The sequence below is a fragment of the Amycolatopsis sp. NPDC023774 genome, from assembly GCF_040639695.1.
GTDB lineage: Bacteria > Actinomycetota > Actinomycetes > Mycobacteriales > Pseudonocardiaceae > Amycolatopsis.
In genome coordinates, this window is the sequence record NZ_JBFAAJ010000023.1 from 51793 (window position 1) to 67151 (window position 15359).

Here is a 15359-nt window from a genome sequence, read left to right on the forward strand (position 1 = left end):
GCTCCCGCACCCACGCTGGCTCCTGAGCCCATGCCGGCTGCTGAGCCCATGCCGGATCCCGCGCCCACGCTGGCTCCGGAGCCCACGCTGGCTCCTGCAGCCATGTCGGCTGCTGAGCCCACGCTGGCTCCCGCACCCACGCTGGCTCCTGAGCCCATGCCGGCTGCTGAGCCCATGCCGGATCCCGCGCCCACGCTGGCTCCGGAGCCCACGCTGGCTCCCGCCCCCACGCCGGCGCCGATTGTGGCGAGGTCCGGGGTCGCGGTGATGTCGGTGCTGCGGCGGGTGGGGCTTTGCCAGCGGCCGGAGCCGTCCCCCCAGGCCTGGGGCAGGGTCCAGAGGGCGATGCATGCGTCGAGGCAGCGAAGGGGGAGGTACAGCGGCGCCATGAGCAGGTAGCGGGCGCGGCGTTCCGTCAGTACGACGGCGAGGGTGAGGAGGAGGTCCGGCACGAGGATGCCGAAGGCGATGGTCGGGAGGTTGACGTAGTGGCCGATCGCCAAGGTCACGTCGCCGGCGACCGGTACGGACAGGAAGCCGGGGATGAGGGCCAGCAGCAGAAGCACGACCATCAACGGCAGCAAGGCCATGAAGAGGCTGGCGAAAACGAGTTCCAGCACGTACAGGCCCAGCATGAAGCTGAACAGGTCGGCGCGCGGACGGTAGCGGCGGACGCTTTGCCAGAAGCCGAGGGCCCAGCGGCGCGTCTGGTGGACGTAGTCACGGAAGGCGTCCGGGTCCTGGGTGACGGCGATGGCCTTCAACGAGAACCCCACCTTGCCGAGGCGTTTGCGGTAGACCTCGAACGTCATGTTGAAGTCCTCGATCACCAGGCCCGGGGGGTTGATGTCGATGAGCGGCAACGCTTCCGCGCGGTACAGGCTGGCGAAGCCGGGGACGATGAGGGTCGCGTTGGTCCGGCGCCAGGTCTGGCCGAATTTGAGAAGGCGTTGCAGCAGCGCGTAAATGCGTGCGCGGTGTGCGGTGAACAGGAACGGCAGGAAGCCACGGCGGGACGCGGACCAGTCGGTGGCGGCGCAGCCGGCGACGGCGACCACGTCGGGGTCGTCGAACTGCGGGAGGGCGGCGTCGAAGTAGCCCGGGTCGAGGCGGGTGTCGGCGTCGAGCAGCAGCACGGCGTCGTAGCGGGTGTCAAGGGCGAAGTGGCGCACGCCTTCCTCCAGCGCGCCTGCCTTGCCGACGTTGCTGGGCGTCGCGGTGACGTTGACACCGCACGCGAGGGCGAGCTCGACGGTGCGGTCGGTGGAACCGTCGGACACGACGTGGACGTTCGACGCCGGCACGAGGCGAGTGATGGCGGCCAGCGACTCGCCGAGCACCACCTCCTCGTTGTGCGCGGCCATGAGCACGGCGACGCGCGAGCGGTGCACGCGGGCGGGCCGCGCGCGAGCCACCGGTGACGGCCGCGGCGGCTGTGGTGGCCGCACGCGGTTTTCGAGTGCGCGTGCCAGACCGGCGGTGCCCCACAGGGTGAAGTTCACCCCGAAGACGAAAATTGCCAGCAGCCACAGGGGGATCATCGTGCCTCCGCCGTAGTCCAGTAAGTGTCGAGTTTCGACCAGACGAGGTCGTCCTCCGTGCCGAAGAGCCAGAGGTACACCCCGCCGATCCCGAATTGCCGGGCATGGGTGAACTTGATCGACGCGCTGTAGGCGTTTTCGAACCACACGTCGTGGCGCTCCCCAGCGGCGTCGGTGTAGGAAAAGTGGGGTGACTCGCTGAACCCGTCCCACTCGACGGGCACGCCGAACTCCCGCGACCGCCCGTAGGCCTGCACCCACGTGACCGGCACGGCGTTGTGGCCCACCCAGTCGTAGCCGTACATCGGCACGCCCAGCACGATCTTCGAGCGCGGGATCTGCGACGTCGCATACGTCAGCACGTCACGGACCCAGCCCTCGGGCGCGATCGGGCCCGGCGCGGACGTCTGCCAGTGGTAGTCGTACGCCATCAACCGCACCTGGTCGACCGCACGGCCCAGCGCAGCGTAGTCCTGCGCTCGATTGCGCTCGTCGTACCCGGCGTTCGTCGTCTTCGCGAACACGTCCACCGACAGGCGTTTCCCGTTGGCGTGCAACGCATCCGCCAGCCGCGTGACGAACGCCGTGAACACGGCGCGGTCGGTCGAGCGCAGCTCCTCGTAGTCGATGTCCACGCCCGAGAAGTCCTCCCGCACGGCCAGCGCCACGATGTCCGAGACGTGCCGCGCGCTCGCCGCTGGATCGTGGAGGATGGTCTGCACGATCTGCGGGTGCCAGCGTCCCTCGGTGACGTTCGCGATCGTCGGCGTGAGCTCCACTCCGGTGGCCCGCAGCCGCGCGAGATCGTCCTTGCGCTGGGACTGGGCCACGAGCCGGCCCTGGGCGTCGAGGCCGTAGAGCCACGGCGACGCCTCCGTGATCTGCGACTCGTGCGCCTGGACTGTCGAAGTCCCCTCGGCGAGGTTCCAGTAGGGGAGCGACGCGATCGTGTGCGGCTGCACGGCCGCGCGCGCTCCTCCGTCTCGCAACAACGTCAGCACCAGCAGCTCACACAGGAGAAGCACGGCGACCCGGCCGCGGTGACGCGACCGGGGCCTCCGGTGCGTCCTCAACCCGCGACGGCGGTCCGCAGCTGCGTCCGCCGGTCGTCGATGACCGCGGCAATGGTCTCCCGCAGGCTGTGCGCTGCGCGGAACCCGACTTGCTGCGCCGCCCGCGCGCAGTTCGGCACCCGCCGCTGCATGTCTTCGTACCCCGCGCCGTACGCCTCCTGGTAGGGCACCTTCACGATGGAGCTCTCGGACGAGGTGGCCGCGATCACCAGTTCCGCCAGTTCCTCGATGCTCACCTGCTCGGGGCTGCCGAGGTTGTAGACGGTGCCGTGCGCCGACTCGTCGTCGAGCAGCGCCACGAGCGCGGGCACCACGTCGAGCACGTGGCAGAAGCACCGCGTCTGCCGGCCCGTGCCGAACACCGTCAGCGGCTGCCCGGTCAGCGCCTGGTCCACGAACCGCGGCACCACCATCCCGTAGTGGCCGCGCTGGCGCGGGCCGACGGTGTTGAACAGCCGCACCAGCACCGTCCGCACGCCGAGCTCGCTGCCGTAGAGGTAGGTGAACGTCTCGTCGAGCGCCTTTGCCTCGGCGTAGGACCAGCGGTTCTTCAACGGCGACCCCACCACGCGGTCGTCGTCCTCCTTCAGCCCGATCGAGGTGTTCTTGCCGTACACCTCGCTGGTCGAGGTCACGAGGATGCGCGCGTCGTGACGCAGCGCCGCGTCGAGCACGACCTCGGTGCCCAGCAGGTTGGTGCGCAGGCTGTCGAGCGTCTTCTGCATGATTGTGAACACGCCGACGGCCGCAGCCAGGTGGTAGATCTGCTCCACCCCCTCCATGCACGACTCGACGGCGGCCGGATCGCGGACAGAACCGCGCACGATCCGCAACCGCGCGTCGCCGGCCACGGCCGCGAGATTCTGTTCGGTGCCGGTGCTGAAGTCGTCCAGCACCACCACCTCGCGGTTCTCGCCGAGCAGCCGCTCGGTCAGGTGGGAACCGATGAATCCGGCCCCGCCGGTCACCAAGCACCGCATCAGTACGCCCTTTCGGTAGACAAGAGATTCAGACCAGTTCGCGGTGGGTGGCCGCGTCGAACGTGTAGGTGGCGTCGAGCACCAAGGGGCAGTGCGCGATCCAGTCGTAGGACTGTCCGGGGTGGACGGTGTGGATCAGCACGAGGTCGAAGTCCGTGCCGTGCGGATCGGAGTTGCTCTGGAACGAGCGCCCGCCCAGCTTCAGCTCCGGCACGAGCGGATCGTGGTACTCGACCTTCGCCCCGCCGGCCGCCAGCCGCTCGATGATCTCCAGCGCGGACGACTCGCGCAGGTCGCGCACACCCGGCTTGTAGGTTACGCCCACCACGACGATCCGTGCGCCCGCGACCCCGCGGCCGGCGGCGGAGAGCGTGGCCGTGACGCGGTCGGCGACCTGGCCGGGCCGGTGCGCGATCGACGTCATGGCCTGGCTGATCAACGGCGCGTCGCCGTGGGCCTCGCGCAGCTGCCACAGCAAGTAATGCGGGTCGCACGGGATGCAGTGCCCGCCGACGCCAGGGCCGGGGTAGAAACTCATGAACCCGTACGGTTTCGTGGCGGCCGCGCGCGTCACCTCGATCGGGTCGAGCTCCAGCGTCGAGCAAATGCCGGCGAACTCGTTGGCCAGTGCGATGTTCACCGCGCGGAACGAGTTCTCGTACAGCTTCGTCAGCTCCGCCGCTTCGGCCGAGGAGACTTCGTGCACGAGCGGCGTCAGCTTCGCCAGCACGCGCCGGGCGTGGTGGGTGCACGCCGGCGTGTAGCCGCCGACGACGCGGGGCGTGCTCTGCTGCGTGTGCTCGGCGACGCCGGGGTCGATCCGCTCGGGGCTGAAGGCCACGAACACGTCCTCGCCGATCACAAGACCCCGGTCCCGCAACGGTTCGACGAGCATCTCGCGCGTGGTTCCCACGTAGCTGGTGGAGGTGAGGACGAGTGTCTGGCCGGGTCGGGCGTACTCGACCACTGATCGGCACGCCGCCCGCAGCGGACCCAGATCCGGTGTCAGGTAACGGTCCAGCGGTGTCGGGACACAGATGATCACCGCGTCGGCCTCGGCGAGCCGCGCGGGGTCGCCGGTGAGGTCGAACCGGCCGTCCCGGCGGGCCAGGACGAGGCGCGCGAGGTCGGCCTCGACGAGGTCGGGCTCGCCGGCCAGAATCGACTCGCGCCGGTCGGCGCTGGAGTCGAGACCCAGCACTCGCGCACCGTCGGCGTGCAGGCCCAGCGCGGTCGGCAGACCCACGTAGCCCATGCCGACGATGGCGACGGAGATGAGGTCCTCGGCCTCGCTGATGGGGGATTCGGCCATGAGTGTCAAGGGGTTTCCCCTTTCCATAACGGCGCCTCGACTTGGGGCTCGATGCCGGCGGCTCGGGCGATCTTGACAACTTCCAGTCCACTATGGACTTTCAGTTTGCGGAACAGGTTGCGGGTGTGCGTGCGCACGGTGTTGCGGGAAAGCTGGAGCCGAGCCGCGATCTGGTCGCTGCGGTCGCCGTCGACCATCGCCACCAGCACTTCGCGTTCACGCTCGCTCAGCACGTCGAGAGTGCTCGAAGCCGGCCGGTGCGGGGTGGCGCCGTCGCGGCGCAGCCGGTCGAACAGCACGGCCAGCAGCTCCGGCGGGTACCACGCGTGCCCGGCGCGAGCGCCGCGCACGCGGTCCAGCAGGTCTTCGAGCGAGCTTTCCTTGGGGATCCAGGTGTCGATCCCCGCGTAGGCAGCGCACACCGCGAGATCTCGGTCCCGGCTCGCGGTGAGGGCGACGAAGCGGGCCGTGGGCGCCGCTTCGCGCCAGGTGCGGATCCGCTCACGCACGTCGGTGAGCGACTCCAGCTCCACGGTCACCACGTCCGGCTGCTGCGTGATGAGCGCGGAGCGCAGCGTCGGATCGGAGGTGGCGCGCGTGCCGACCACCCTGATCCAGGGCACCGCGGCGAGGCTTGACGTCAGCACGTCGGCCACCATGCGGTGATCCTCGATCAAGAACAGGCGGGTGATGTCCACCCCGCACAGCAAACAGGCCCCGGAACCGGTTGTCCTCAGTCAGGTGTGCGAAAGACGGCTCATACAGATGACGGAGATCCGGCATCTGCGGTAGGCGGGCTCGTCCCTTATGGGGATCCGGGTGCCGGGCGTGGACCATACGGTCAGCTGAGGTATCCCCGATCATTTTGGTGGCCACCCATGCAAAGAAGAACGCGGAAACACCGCAAGGCCCGCAAGGGACTTGATTTCCGGCGGGCACGCACGCGGCTCGCGGTCTGCGCGGCCGCGCTGCTGTGGGTGCTGCCCGCGTTGGTGGTGGGCAGTTCCACAGCGGGTGCGTCGTTGGCGCGGCCGCTGGGCGTCGTTCTCACCTTCGACGACGGCAATGCGGATCAGATGAGCGCGCTGCCGATTCTGCAGAAGTACAACATGAAGGGCACGTTCTACATCATCAGCGGTTCGGTCGGCGCGCCCAACTATCTGACGCAGGCGAACCTGCAGACGATCAAGGGCGCCGGGCACGAAATCGGCGGACACACCGTGTCGCACCCCGACCTCACGACGGTGCCCGCCGACGAGGCGAAACGGCAGATCTGCAACGACCGCGCCGCACTGGCCGGCATGGGATTCTCCGTCACGAGCTTCGCGTACCCGTACGCGTCGGTGAACACGGCAGTGGCGAACACCGCCAAGACCTGCGGCTACAACAGCGCTCGCGGTCTCGGTGACCTGGCGTCGGCGCACGGTTGTGCCGGCTGTCCCGCCGCCGAGACGACCAGACCAGCCGACCCCTACCAGCTGCGGGCCCTCGACCAGGACGACAACACCTGGACACTGGCGCAGATGCAGAGCGTGGTCACGGCGGCCGAGCGCAACGGCGGCCTGCTCACCTTCACCTTCCACCACGTCTGCAACGGCACGGGGTGCGACGAGCTGTCGATCGACACAACGCGGCTCGACCAGTTCCTCTCGTGGCTGAACGCACGAAAGAGCGTCGGTACGACCGTGAAAACAATGAACCAGGCCATCGGCGGCACGGTGAAGCCGATCGTCACGGCACCGGCGTCGACGAACACCACGCTCACGAACACGTCGCTGGAAAGCTCGACCAGCGGCACCGGCTTCCCCGATTGCTACATGCCGGGCGGCTACGGCGCCAACACGCCGACGTGGACCCGCACCACCGACAAGCACACGGGTACCTACGCGCAGAAGCTCGACGTCACCAACTACACCGACGGTGATGCGAAGCTGCTGCCGACGTTCGACCTGGGGGCCTGTACGCCCAAGGTGAGCGCGGGCAGTACGTACACCGTCGGCGTTTGGTACAAGTCCACGGCGATCACCCAGTTCTCGCTGTACTACCGCAACACCCAGGGCTTCTGGCAGTACTGGACGTCCGGACCATGGCTCGCGGCGGCGTCGAACTGGACGCAGGCGACGCTCACCACTCCGGCGGCGCCCGCGGGTGCGGTCGGGATGAGCTTCGGCCTCGCGCTCATCGCCAACGGTTCGGTGACGACGGACGACTACTCGTTCGCCACGGGTTCCGGTGCGGCAGCGGCGGCCGCCATCAAGGCGTCCACCACGAGTCCGCAGCGGTACAGCGTGACCAGCCGCAACTCGCTGAAGGCCGGCACGTTCGGCCGCAACGCGAAGCCGCTGGTGGGCGCGCAGCCCGGGCAGGTCATCGCTCCTGTGGAGCCCGGTGACTGACGCCCGTTCCCCGTCGCTGCCTGGCGCTCGCCGCCGGGCAGCGATCCGGATCAGGCACGCGGTGTGGGGTCTGGCGGCCGTGCTGACCACCGCGTGCTGCACCGGCGCGCCCGTCCACTCCCCTGGGGCGGGCGCGCCGGCGGGCCCGCCCTCGCTCGCCCCGCCTTCGGTGCCCTCGTCCTTCCCCTGGCACACGGGGATCGTGGCGACCACATTCTGGGTCGGCGAGATCTTCGACCCGAACGCCGAGGACGGCAGCCAGGTCGAGTCCGCCTACGACGACCGGTGGCTCGACCACTACGGCGGCTGCGACGGCGTGGTCACCGCCGAAACCTGCGACACCGAACCGCGCACGGCGGCCAACGGATTCTTTCCCACGCGCATGACGCCGCGGGAGAATCCGTTCTATCTCGACCTTCCTTTCGACGATGTGGGAGACGAGGTGGCACATCGCCAACGCGCCGCCGTGGTGCCGTGGGCATCTGACGATCGCTATTCCGCGCGGGTTTCCGACCCCGGCTTCAGCCTCTTGAAAAATCGCTGGGTACGCATCCGCCACGCGGGCAAGGTCTGTTACGGACAGATCCAGGACGCGGGCCCCGGCCGCTACGACGACGCGAAGTACGTGTTCGGCACCGACGACGCCCGGCCGGCGAATGATCGTTTCAACGGTGCCGGAACGGACGTCTCACCTGCGCTGAACGGATGCCTCGGATTCGCCGAGCTCAACGGGGAGAACGATCGGGTCGACTGGCAGTTCGTCGACGACTCGGAGGTGCCGCCGGGGCCCTGGAAGATCATCGTCACCACGAGAGGTGTCACACACGAGAGCTGAGATTCCCGCCTATTCGCCGACGCCTGGGTTATGCGCCGGTAACGTCCCCAAGATCGCGGACGACTCCCTTCGGTCGGGGAAAGGTAAAGGCGAGGGAAAAAGCCATGGAAACCGTGCCGGAACGCCGGGCGGCCACCGGGCGCCGCAGCGAGGATCGGACCGTTCAAGCTCTGTGGGGAGTGTTGCACGATCTCGGCCACGAGATCACGACGTTGGCCTACCTGGTCGAGTCGGAGCTCAAGGACGTGGCCGGCGTGGAGCTGATCGGTGAGCAGGTTTCGCGGCTGCGCACGCTGGTTTCCCACGCGCTGGCGGCCGAGACGCACGAGGAGATCGTGCCGCTGCGGCCGTTGCTGGCGCAGCTGGTGAAGCTGGCCGATCGGGTCAGTGAGCCTTCGGTAGTGCTCGTGGACGGAGCGGCCGCTGCCGTCCGCGCGGACGGCACGGTGCTGTGGCGGATCCTGGCCAACGTGCTGGGCAACGCGGTGCGCGCCGCGGGGCCCGACGGTCACGTACGTGTGGAGCTCACGGCGAACTCGCCGGTCACCGTGTCGATCACGGACGACGGGCCCGGGTTCGGGCGGATCCCGCCGGGGACGGCGTCGCTCGGCCTGGTCACGGTCGCGCACCTCGCCGAGGCGTCGGGTGCGCAGGCGCTGGTCGGTCCGGGTGAGCCGGAGGGCACGTGCGTGCGGATCGTCTTCCCCCGCCACCTGAGTGAAGGGGAGCATGAATGACGAGCATCGTCCTGGGTGACGACCACAAGGTTTTTCTCGAAGCATTGGCCGGGCTGCTGGAGCGGCACGGAATGCGGGTGGTCGGCACCGCCCGCACGCTCGCGGAAGTGGTGGACACGGTGCGCGAAACGCGCCCGGACGTCTGCCTGCTCGACCGCAACTTCGGCGCGGGCCCCGTGGAAGACGGCGTCGCCGCGACGCTCGCCGCGAGCCCGGGCACCAAGGTCATCATGCTCACGGCAAGCCCCGGCAACGGCGCGGTCGCCGACGCCCTGCGCTCCGGCGCGGCCGGCTACGTGCACAAGACGTGCGGCGTGGAGCACCTCATCAACGCCATCGACCGCGTGATCGCCGGCGAAACCCTCGTGGACGTCCCCGTGCGCACCTCGGCGCCCGCCGCCGACCGCTCGCGCGAGATCGACCTGCGCGAACGCTTCCTCACCAGCCGCGAACGCCAGTGCCTCGCGATGCTCATCGACGGCGACACGACGGAGACGATGGCGCGCCGCCTGGGCGTGTCCACGGCGACGGTGCGCAGCCATGTGCAGGGGGTGCTGGTGAAACTCGGGGTCCACTCGCGGCTGGAGGCCGCCGCGCTGGCGGTGCGGCACGCGCTGGTGCCGGCGTCGTCGGCGATTTCGGGGTTCGAGGCCCGGCTCGGGTAAGTCCTTTGCCGCCACGCCGGCGCGTGTCCGGCAGGTGCGGCTGATTGCGGGGTGCTGCAGGTGCGTCGCGGTCTCAATGGCCGCGACGCACCTGCGCGCTCGCAGCATCACCGCCGTGGTCCGATCCGGTCGCCGGGGCCGGTCTCGACATCACCAGCCCGGAGCCGGCGTTGGCGATCGTGGTCGCGGTTTCGCCGGTGCTGGCGGTGTTCCTGTTCTCGCAGAAGGAGTGAGGTCCAGTCGACGAGGGGTGCCCGGCCAGTCGCGGCGGCGGCCGGATGATCGCCGAGCGAGGTCAGTGGTCATCGCTGCTGATCGATGCCGAGCCGGCGCACTCCGGTTGGGCCGGGGGCCGAGTCGTCCCCCCATCTGCGGCCGAGGGGCCATCTATTCCGGACCTGAGGATGATCTTTCACGCACCTTGCACAATTTGATTGCACGCAATTAAGTTGTAGTGTTCGGGACAAGCGAAGTCCGAACGTCCCGAGGAGCAAGAGATGCGCACACGTACTCGCCTGGCCCGGATCGCCGCCGCGACCGCCGCGTTGGCCGCGGCCGCCGTGTTCGTGGCGGTGCCGTCGTCGGCGGCCCCGCAGCAGGCCGACCACCACGCGCCGGCGAAGGCGAAGCCGACGATCGTGCTCGTGCACGGGGCGTTCGCCGACACGTCGAGCTGGAACGGCGAGGTCACGCGGCTCGAGCAGCGCGGCTACCAGGTGATCGCCGCCGCCAACCCGCTGCGCGGGGTCGCGTCCGACGGCGCCTACATCAAGGCCCTGGTCGACAGCGTCGACGGGCCGGTCGTGCTGGTCGGGCACTCTTACGGCGGCTCCGTGATCACCAGCGCCGCGCTGAACGACCCCAAGGTGCAGGCGCTCGTCTACATCGCGGGCTTCATCCCGGACCAGGGCGAGTCGGCGCTCGGCCTGACGAACAAGTTCCCGGGCAGCACACTCGGCGACACGCTGCAGCAGGTCACCCTCCCGGGCGGCGAGACCGACCTCTACGTGAAGCAGGACCTCTTCCCGAAGCAGTTCGCGGCCGACGTCCCGCTGCCGCAGGCCCGTCAGATGGCCGCCGGCCAGCGCCCGGTCACCGCGTCGGCGCTGAGCGAGCTCTCGGGAGCGCCCGCGTGGAAGAACATCCCAGTGTGGGACCTGATCCCGACCGGTGACAAGAACATCCCGCCGGCCGCGCAGGAGTGGATGGCCGAGCGCGCCCACGCCCACACCGTCGTCGTGCCGGGAGCCTCGCACGCCGTGCTGGTCTCACGCCCCGACAAGGTCACGGACATCATCGTGAGCGCGGCCAACGCGACCACCAAGTAACCCGCGTCCGAAACACAGCCCCGGCCACCTCGGCCGGGGCTGTTCTCACCGTCCGATCAGCCGCTCGATCAGCGCGGTGTACTGCGCCACGATCTCGTTGCGCGTCAGGCGGCCGGACGGGGCGAACCACTCGCGCACGCCGTTGAGCATGTCGAGCGCGGCCATCGTGGTCACGGCGACGTCGTCGATCCGGAACTCGCCGGCGGCGACGCCCTCGGCGAGGACATCGCGGAAAGCGTCGTGGTACGCGGTCTGCAGCTTGATCGCCTCGGCCTGCTGGGCGGGGTCGAGCGCGTAGCGGATGGGGTTGCCGACCAGCAGCTCCGGACGCCGGTCGTCGCTCAGTTCGAGGTGCAGCCGCACGACCCGCCGCACGCGTTCGCCGGGCGACAGGGACTCGTCGCGCAGCACGGGCACGGTCGCGGCCACGAAGTCGGTCATGAACCGCGAGACGATCGCGTGCAGCACTTCCTGCTTGTTCGTGAAGTGGTGGTACATCGTCGAGGACGAGATGCCCACCGCGTCGGCCAGGTCGCGAATCGACGTGGCGCTGTAGCCGCGCTCGTGGAACAGCTCACTCGCGCGTTCGAGGATCAAGGCGCGGAGATCGGGCCCCTCGTCGAGCGACTTCTTCCTGGCCACGGCCCTCCGTCCGGTGAAGAGGTGGGGGTACGAACGTGCCGATCGTACGATCGACACGTTGACGAGGTGAACTCCACCTGGTTAGCCTTGCTGTCGATCAATCGATCGACACGGACAAGGATCTCATGACCGAACACGACTGGTCGCCCCTGCCGCGGCCGGGCAGCCGCGTGGTGGTCACCGGAGCCGCCGGCGGTCTCGGCCGGGCGCTCGTCGCTGCGTTGACGCAGGTCGACGCCCGCGTGATCGGGATAGACCGCGTTGCGGCCGACTCCGGGCACCTTGTCGCCGACCTGACCGACGAAACCGCCGCCGCGCAGGCCGTCACCGACGCCGTCGAACGGCTCGGAGGGCTCGACGCCGTGATCGGCGCCGCGGGGATCGTCGACACCGTCCACCGCGCGAGCACCTTCCCGCTCGACGCGTTCCGGTCCGATGTGGACGCCAACCTCGTCGCGCAGTTCGTCCTCGCCCGCGCGGCCTACCCGGCGTTGAAGGAATCCACCGGCTCGATCGTGTTCCTCTCCTCCGTCGCGGCCGAAGACGGCCTGCCCGGACAGACGGCGTACGCGGCGGCGAAGGCCGGCGTACTCGGCTTGACGCGCTCGCTCGCCGCGGAGTGGGGCGGCGACGGCGTGCGCGTGAACGCCGTCGAGCCCGGTCTCTTCGCGACACCCAAGGTGCTCGCGATGCCCGAATCGGCCCGCGAGCGCCTGCTCGCCGGCGTGCCGATGGGCCGCGTCGCGTCGCTGGGCGAGGTCGTCGGCTCGGTCCTCTACCTGCTTTCCCCGGCCGCGGGTTACACCACGGGCCAGGCGCTGCGCCTCGACGGCGGCTCCGGGCTCACTCGCGGCGGCTTCTACCGCTGAGCACCCAGCACCGCTGAGCACCCAGGAGATCCCCGTGCCCGCCAGAACCCTGCCCGCCATGCTGCTCGACGTCGCCGGAAGACACGGCCCGGGCGAAGCTCTCGTCGACGGCGAGACCCGCATCTCCCACGCCGACATGGTGCGCCGCTCCGCCGTGGTCGCCACGCGGCTACGCGAGCTCGGCGTGGCGCCGGGCGACCGCGTGGCGATCCTGTTGCCCAATGGCTGGCAGTACGCCGTGAGCTACTTCGGCGTGCAGCTCGCCGGCGCCATCGGCGTGCTGGTGAACACGCGCTTCGCCCAGCCCGAGATCGAGCACGTGCTCACAGATTCCGGCGCGAAGCTCGTGATCACCGACCGCGACCTGCCCGGTGCCGTCGACGCCGCCGTGCTCACGGCCGACTCCGGCGAAGCCGCCGACCCCGCCGCGCAACCGGGTCAGCGGAGTGAGCCCGGCGATGTCGCGCACCTGCTCTACACGTCCGGCACCACCGGCCGCCCCAAGGGCGCGATGCAGACGCACGCCAACCTGATGTTCAACGCCGGCACCGTCCGCGAACGCCTCGGCGCCGCCCCTGGCGAGCGCACGCTCGTGGCCGCGCCGATGTTCCACGCCACCGCGATCGTGTCGCAGTTCATCGGCTTCCTCGCCAACGGCGCGTGCTGCGTGTTCACGCCCGCGTTCAAGGCGGAGACCACGGTGGCGCTCATGGCGTCGGAGCGCATCACGTTCTTCGCGGGCGTCGCGGCGATGCTGCGGCTGATCCTGCTGAAGGCCGAGGACGCGGGCGCGGACCTGTCGTCGCTGCGGCTATTCGTGATGGGCGGCTCGCCGGTGCCGGAGTCGTTCCCCGCGCAGGTGAAGGCGCAGCTGCCGGATCTGGTGCTGGGCAACGTCTGGGGCCTCACGGAAGGCACGTCGATCGTCACCTTCACCGCCGGCGCCGAGTACCTGAGCCACGCGTGGAGTGTCGGCCCGGTCGTCGACGGCGTGGAGGTCGCGATCGCCCTGTCCGGCGAGCCGCCGCGCGACCTGCGCGACACCGTCGGCGAGCTGTGCGTGCGCGGACCCGTGGTGGCCGCGGGGTACTGGGGTAACCCGGAGGCCACCGCGTCGACCTTTGTGGACGGTTGGCTGCACACGGGTGACGTCGGCTCGATCGACGGCGAGGGCTTCGTCCGCGTGCTCGACCGGCTCAAGGACATGATCATCCGCGGCGGCGAGAACATCTACAGCCTCGAGGTGGAGAGCGCGCTCGCGCAGCACCCTGACGTGGCGGAAGTCGCCGTGGTGGGCGTGCCCGACCCGATCTTCGACGAGCGTGTGCGCGCGGTGGTCGTGCCGCGGCCAGGGCGGACGCCGAGCGAGGAAAGCCTGCGCGAGCACACGGTGAAGCTGCTGGCCGACTTCAAGGTGCCGGTGGAGTGGCGGTTCGTGACGGAGCTGCCGCGCAACCCGTCGGGCAAGGTCCTCAAGCGGGAGCTCTCCGATGCCCGCTGACCACGTCGACGTCGTCGTGATCGGCGCGGGCTTCAGCGGTCTGGGTGTCGCGGCGCGGCTGGACAAGTCCGGCTTCCGGTCGTTCCGCGTCCTCGAAGCGGCCGAAGACCTCGGCGGCACCTGGCGCGACAACACCTATCCCGGTTGCGGTTGCGACATCCCGTCGCCGCTGTACTCGTATTCCTTCGCGCAGAAACCCGACTGGAGCCGGCTGTTCGCCGGCCAGCCGGAGATCCTGGAGTACCTGCACGATGTCGCGCGCCGGCGCGGGTTGCTCGACCGGCTGCGCTTCGGGCAACGCGTCACGCGCGCCGCCTGGGACGAGGACGCCGGGCGCTGGGAGGTGACCACGGCGACGGGGGAGACCTACCGCGCGCGGTTCGTCGTATCGGCCGTCGGTCCGCTGCACCACCCGTCGTACCCGGAACTGCCTGGCGTGGAGTCGTTCCGCGGCGAGGTGTTCCACTCCGCGCGGTGGCGCCACGACGTGGACCTGACCGGCAAACGCGTGGCCGTGATCGGCACGGGGGCGAGCGCGATCCAGTTCGTGCCGGCGATCGTCGACCGGGTCGCGGCGCTCACGGTGTTCCAGCGGACGCCGCCGTGGATCGTGCCGAAGGCCGACCGCGCGTTCGACGCCCGGCACAAGTTCTGGGCGCGCTGGTTCCCGCCATTCCGGTGGTACGTGCGCGACCGGCTGTACTGGATCCACGAACGCCGCGCGGTCGGGTTCGTCGCCGACCCGGCCGCGATGGAACAGACGGCCGGCCTCGCGAAACGGCTGCTGCGCAAGCAGGTGCCCGACGAGGAACTGCGTGCGCGGCTCACGCCCGACTACACCATCGGCTGCAAACGCCTGCTCATCTCCAGCACGTGGTATCCCGCGCTGACGAAGCCGCACGTCGACGTCCGCTCCGGCGGGGTTTCGTCGGTTCGTCCCGACGCCGTCGTGGGCGCCGACGGGGTGGCCGTACCCACCGACGTGATCGTCTACGGCACCGGCTTCGACACGCAGCAGACCATCCGGTTCGAGGTCGAAGGCCGCGACGGCCGCACGCTCGCCGACGCGTGGAGCAAACGCAACGAGGCCTACCTCGGCACGACCGTCGCCGGGTTCCCCAACCTGTTCCTCATGGTCGGCCCGAATACCGGGCTGGGCCACAACTCCCAGGTGTTCATGATCGAGGCGCAAGCGTCCTATGTGGTCGCCGCGCTGCGCCGCCTCCGGCGCGCCAAGGCGTTCGAGGTGCGGGCCGAGGTGCAGAACGCGTTCAACGACTGGCTCGACTCGCGGATGGCCGCCACCGTCTGGCAGACCGGCGGGTGCCGCAGCTGGTACCAGGACCCGAAGTCGGGCCGCAACACCGTGCTGTGGCCGGCGGGCACCGTGGAGTTCTGGCGGCGGACCCGCCACTTCCGGACGTCGGACTACGTGGTGACCTGAGCGTTGCGCCGAACGGACCAACACAAAACGGCGGTG

The 15359-nt window shown here is 69.8% G+C and carries 15 protein-coding genes; 9 read left to right on the forward strand and 6 right to left on the reverse strand.

Going from position 1 to position 15359, the window contains the following annotated elements; all coding sequences use genetic code 11:
* The 5 genes from AB0F91_RS34125 to AB0F91_RS34145 all read right to left on the reverse strand — a co-directional run.
* On the reverse strand, window positions 1-1541 hold a 1541-nt coding region (locus AB0F91_RS34125; protein ID WP_360604305.1), incomplete at its 3' end, for a glycosyltransferase.
* The gene (locus tag AB0F91_RS34130) at window positions 1538-2503 is read right to left on the reverse strand and encodes a glycosyl hydrolase family 18 protein (RefSeq protein ID WP_360604307.1); all 966 of its coding nucleotides are present in this window, start codon (window positions 2501-2503) and stop codon (window positions 1538-1540) included. The genes AB0F91_RS34130 and AB0F91_RS34125, both read right to left, overlap by 4 nt.
* A gap of 107 nt (window positions 2504-2610) precedes the next feature.
* Window positions 2611-3594, reverse strand: a complete 984-nt coding sequence (locus AB0F91_RS34135; protein ID WP_360604309.1) for an NAD-dependent epimerase/dehydratase family protein — start codon at window positions 3592-3594, stop codon at window positions 2611-2613.
* 28 nt (window positions 3595-3622) lie between these two features.
* Window positions 3623-4906: a nucleotide sugar dehydrogenase gene (locus AB0F91_RS34140; RefSeq protein ID WP_360604311.1), complete on the reverse strand. Its 1284-nt coding sequence runs from the start codon at window positions 4904-4906 to the stop codon at window positions 3623-3625.
* Between the two features lie 5 nt (window positions 4907-4911).
* A complete protein-coding gene (locus AB0F91_RS34145; protein ID WP_360604313.1) occupies window positions 4912-5604 on the reverse strand; it encodes a response regulator transcription factor in 693 nt (230 codons plus the stop codon).
* A gap of 180 nt (window positions 5605-5784) precedes the next feature.
* Between AB0F91_RS34145 and AB0F91_RS34150 the strand changes: the two genes are divergently transcribed.
* From AB0F91_RS34150 to AB0F91_RS34175, 6 genes are all read left to right on the forward strand, one after another.
* Window positions 5785-7302: a polysaccharide deacetylase family protein gene (locus AB0F91_RS34150; protein ID WP_360604315.1), complete on the forward strand. Its 1518-nt coding sequence runs from the start codon at window positions 5785-5787 to the stop codon at window positions 7300-7302.
* A complete protein-coding gene (locus AB0F91_RS34155) occupies window positions 7295-8137 on the forward strand; it encodes a hypothetical protein (RefSeq protein ID WP_360604317.1) in 843 nt (280 codons plus the stop codon). The genes AB0F91_RS34150 and AB0F91_RS34155 overlap by 8 nt, the downstream gene beginning before the upstream one ends.
* Window positions 8138-8241: 104 nt before the next feature.
* Window positions 8242-8874, forward strand: coding sequence for a HAMP domain-containing sensor histidine kinase (locus AB0F91_RS34160; protein ID WP_360604319.1), 633 nt, complete (start codon window positions 8242-8244; stop codon window positions 8872-8874).
* Window positions 8871-9539, forward strand: coding sequence for a response regulator transcription factor (locus tag AB0F91_RS34165; protein WP_360604321.1), 669 nt, complete (start codon window positions 8871-8873; stop codon window positions 9537-9539). The genes AB0F91_RS34160 and AB0F91_RS34165 overlap by 4 nt, the downstream gene beginning before the upstream one ends.
* A 44-nt stretch (window positions 9540-9583) precedes the next feature.
* Window positions 9584-9772 (forward strand): hypothetical protein, encoded by a 189-nt coding sequence (locus AB0F91_RS34170; RefSeq protein WP_360604323.1) that lies wholly within the window; start codon window positions 9584-9586, stop codon window positions 9770-9772.
* Window positions 9773-10036: 264 nt separating this feature from the next.
* A complete protein-coding gene (locus AB0F91_RS34175; protein ID WP_360604325.1) occupies window positions 10037-10867 on the forward strand; it encodes an alpha/beta hydrolase in 831 nt (276 codons plus the stop codon).
* A gap of 45 nt (window positions 10868-10912) precedes the next feature.
* Here AB0F91_RS34175 and AB0F91_RS34180 read toward each other — a convergent pair whose 3' ends face one another.
* On the reverse strand, window positions 10913-11509 hold the full coding sequence (locus AB0F91_RS34180; protein ID WP_360604327.1) for a TetR/AcrR family transcriptional regulator: 597 nt from the start codon (window positions 11507-11509) through the stop codon (window positions 10913-10915).
* Window positions 11510-11634: 125 nt separating this feature from the next.
* Between AB0F91_RS34180 and AB0F91_RS34185 the strand changes: the two genes are divergently transcribed.
* Genes AB0F91_RS34185 through AB0F91_RS34195 form a run of 3 tightly spaced genes read left to right on the forward strand, consistent with a single transcriptional unit; the run spans window position 11635 to window position 15323 of the window.
* A complete protein-coding gene (locus tag AB0F91_RS34185; protein ID WP_360604329.1) occupies window positions 11635-12378 on the forward strand; it encodes an SDR family NAD(P)-dependent oxidoreductase in 744 nt (247 codons plus the stop codon).
* A gap of 34 nt (window positions 12379-12412) precedes the next feature.
* Window positions 12413-13879: an AMP-binding protein gene (locus AB0F91_RS34190; protein WP_360604331.1), complete on the forward strand. Its 1467-nt coding sequence runs from the start codon at window positions 12413-12415 to the stop codon at window positions 13877-13879.
* Window positions 13869-15323: an NAD(P)/FAD-dependent oxidoreductase gene (locus AB0F91_RS34195; protein WP_360604333.1), complete on the forward strand. Its 1455-nt coding sequence runs from the start codon at window positions 13869-13871 to the stop codon at window positions 15321-15323. Before AB0F91_RS34190 ends, AB0F91_RS34195 begins: the two co-directional genes overlap by 11 nt.
* Window positions 15324-15359 lie beyond the last annotated feature (36 nt).

Excerpts from the sequence above, each read along its gene's own strand:
- AB0F91_RS34135 (WP_360604309.1), bottom strand. The coding sequence starts at position 3,594 with ATGCGGTGCTTGGTGACCGGCGGGGCCGGATTCATCGGTTCCCACCTG.
- AB0F91_RS34140 (WP_360604311.1), bottom strand. The coding sequence starts at position 4,906 with ATGGCCGAATCCCCCATCAGCGAGGCCGAGGACCTCATCTCCGTCGCC.
- AB0F91_RS34150 (WP_360604315.1), top strand. The coding sequence starts at position 5,785 with ATGCAAAGAAGAACGCGGAAACACCGCAAGGCCCGCAAGGGACTTGAT.
- AB0F91_RS34160 (WP_360604319.1), top strand. The coding sequence starts at position 8,242 with ATGGAAACCGTGCCGGAACGCCGGGCGGCCACCGGGCGCCGCAGCGAG.
- AB0F91_RS34165 (WP_360604321.1), top strand. The coding sequence starts at position 8,871 with ATGACGAGCATCGTCCTGGGTGACGACCACAAGGTTTTTCTCGAAGCA.
- AB0F91_RS34175 (WP_360604325.1), top strand. The coding sequence starts at position 10,037 with ATGCGCACACGTACTCGCCTGGCCCGGATCGCCGCCGCGACCGCCGCG.
- AB0F91_RS34185 (WP_360604329.1), top strand. The coding sequence starts at position 11,635 with ATGACCGAACACGACTGGTCGCCCCTGCCGCGGCCGGGCAGCCGCGTG.
- AB0F91_RS34195 (WP_360604333.1), top strand. The coding sequence starts at position 13,869 with ATGCCCGCTGACCACGTCGACGTCGTCGTGATCGGCGCGGGCTTCAGC.